This window comes from Micromonospora sp. MH33, from assembly GCF_003013775.1.
GTDB lineage: Bacteria > Actinomycetota > Actinomycetes > Mycobacteriales > Micromonosporaceae > Micromonospora > Micromonospora fulviviridis.
Genome location: NZ_MUYZ01000504.1, coordinates 1 through 2,827 on the forward strand (window position 1 = coordinate 1; position 2,827 = coordinate 2,827).

At 63.0% G+C, this 2,827-nt stretch carries 1 protein-coding gene; it reads right to left on the bottom strand.

Annotated elements, in window-relative coordinates; genetic code table 11:
* A partial coding sequence (locus B0E53_RS35045) for a hypothetical protein (RefSeq protein WP_146167921.1) occupies positions 1 to 2,773 on the bottom strand: 2,773 nt, incomplete at its 3' end.
* Positions 2,774 to 2,827: the final 54 nt, after the last annotated feature.

Below are 2,827 nucleotides of genomic sequence, written 5' to 3' on the forward strand. Positions count from 1 at the left end.
AACCCTCCGCACTGCGATACGACACCCGCCAACCACCATCAACCCACACCACCGACGGCTCCACCCCAGCCGCCCACCCCGACGACGACCCAACCCCGCCATCGGCCGAAGCCGCACCAGCCCACTCGAACGCCGCCGGCCCCCCAGGCAACGACGACCCCCCGGTACGCCGACGCTTCGCGTATGGCTTGTATAGCGGTTCGCCTCGCTCTCTGCGCAGGCCGAGCACCGCCTGCCGCGTGCGGAGCCGGGCGATCAAAGTATCGAAATCGGCGTTGGTCTTGCCCGTGTTGACAAGCCGGTAGGCGTGTGTGGGTATCTCCGACACGTCGACCACCGAGTTGGCGCGCAGGTAGGCCTCCTTGGCCGCGTCGTCCAACGGCTTCAACGGCGCCTTGACCACCACAAAGACATTGCTGACGATATCCGGTCCGACCAGCCGCTTTCCCACCCGCAGGGTGATCGCCGCCCCCGCAGACAGATCCACCTCCAGCCCATCGACTGTCGCGCCCGCACCGCTGACCGGAAGATCGATGATGGCATTGGGCAACCGGGCACGCTTTGCCAATACGTCGTCGAAAGAAATTGCATCGAAAAGCGTCCATCGATCCGATGGCTCCCAGAAGGATTCCTTCTTGCGCAGCCGCTCGATGTCGCCCACGGTGGGGGCGGGATCGGTCAACCTTAGATACAGGGCGACCTGCCCCCCGTTCCGCTCGGCCGGAATTTCCACGACCGCGAGGGGTCGATGATCGATGTCATACCCGACTTCGAGAATCACATCCTTCATGTCATCGGGGACGACAAACGGAGTCCCGTCGGCAAATGTGGTCCGTGAGATAAGGGCTCTTTGGTCGGCCTTGTTAACATCACCCTCCCCGAACCGCACGCCCAAGACGCCGTTTCTCAATGATGTCCGCATCCGGAAGGAGTCAACGAACGACGGCTTGACGGATTCCAACACTCGGTCGGAGGCCCTATTGCTCGGACCAGAGGCCCTATTGCTCGGACCGGATTCTCCATCCCTCAGACCGGAGACTCTATTCCTCAGAGCGGATGCTCTGTTGCCCAGTTCAGCCAGCTCGTTGTCATCGAACTTACGGTCGAGTTCGCGGTAGATGAACCTCTCGGCCCCGTCGGCCTCGGTGTGCGGGATTCTGGCGATACCGACGCCCTCCTCGCCGACCTTGCCGAAGTCGATAGAGACAATATCGCCGGGGGCGACATGTTGGGTGGTAAGCAGGAGAGAAACAACTTTGCCGCCCACCGAGGCGTTCAAAGTTGTGTGGTTGCTGTCGCCCCTGCGATCAGCAGCGGTCAGGCGGAGGGTGAAGGGGGATTCGAGTTGTGGGCTCTCGTCTTGCCAGCCGCTGTCTTGCCGGAGGCTGTTGAGGTATCGGAGGTATTCTACGAGTTCTCGGGCCTGCCTGCGAGGGGAGACGGGCTGCTTACCGATGGCCGCGAGGTTACGGCTGAAGGTGAACTTCAGAATATGTCCGTGCCTGTTGGTCGGATTCGCTTCCGCCGTGTCTATCTGGCGTTTCAGCTCAGCGAGAAGGGCATCCAACTGTTCCTTCTCGTTGGCGGACACGGCTGTCTGCTGGAAGCCATCGTCGAGGCGGGAATCGTTCGGATCAAAAGGTAGGACGCGGTGGTAGGCACCGTTCCAGAAGACGACCTGATGCCGGACGGCACCAACATCGGGCGTCGGGCCGATGTCCTGCGGAGCATCGAACGGATGATGGATCCGCATGGACATGGACAAGGCCTTGGCCATGAGATGCGGAATCACATGCGCGAGTTCGTAATCCCTGGACAGGGCGTTCGAGAGCTTGTCGAGCCAGATCCGGTGCAGGGCGTCTCGTTGCTGCTCCGACACGCCGTCCGGATACGGAAGGAACTCGTTCAACGTCGACTGCTCGCCCTGCGCGAGCTCCTCGGCCAGCCGGCGGACCGCCCACACGCGCAGCCTAGCCACGGTGGTGATGCCCTTCGCCGACACCTCCGGTGTGTTCAACAATGATTGGTAGAAGGCTCTGAACGCTGGCACATCCTCCGCGTCAAAAATGTCGAAGACGTCGCTCACCCATTCGTCGAACTGCTCCTCGACGCGGTGCGCAGAACTCGCCAGCCGCAGGGTCGTCAGTTGCACTTCGTAGTCGAGGGCCGACGATGATCCCTCCGGGTCCAGCACCGGAGTCGCCATGTCGAATCCGGCGAACGGGTCCGCCGTCAGCCCCAGGTCCGCGAACTCCGGGCCAAGATAATACGGGTCGTAGTATTCCGCTGAATCGGACGGCTGCCCGCCCGCGTCGGCGTCGGTCGGGGGATGCCATTCCATCGCCGCCGGCCGGCCCGGCAGCGAACCCGAACCCGGCTCCGACGACCCGACGTCCGACCCGGAGGACGCCGAATCCGACTCGGGCGACCCAACCGGCCGAGGCGCGACCGTAGGAGCCACATACGACGCAGCCGTCTCCCGGATCTGCTCAAGCTCCCAGTCGGTGAACCCCGGCTCGTTCAGATGATCATCACCATCGCGCCTGGCACCCCTGAGCAGATCACCCGGCGAAGCATGATGCGGCACCCCAGCGAAATGCTTCAACTCATGCCCATACGCACGAGACGGAAGACCCGCAAGCCAATGCAACTGGGTGATCCGACCGTCAGTGCCATCCACACTCACATAGACGTTGTGGCTGTCCTTCAGGTCACTGCCGTACCGGCTGAGCCGAACCACCGTCTCCGCAGCCGGATCGAACACCACCGCCACCGCCTGCGACCCACCCTGCGACCCCAACCCCGCGTTGGTCTGCACCACCCACTG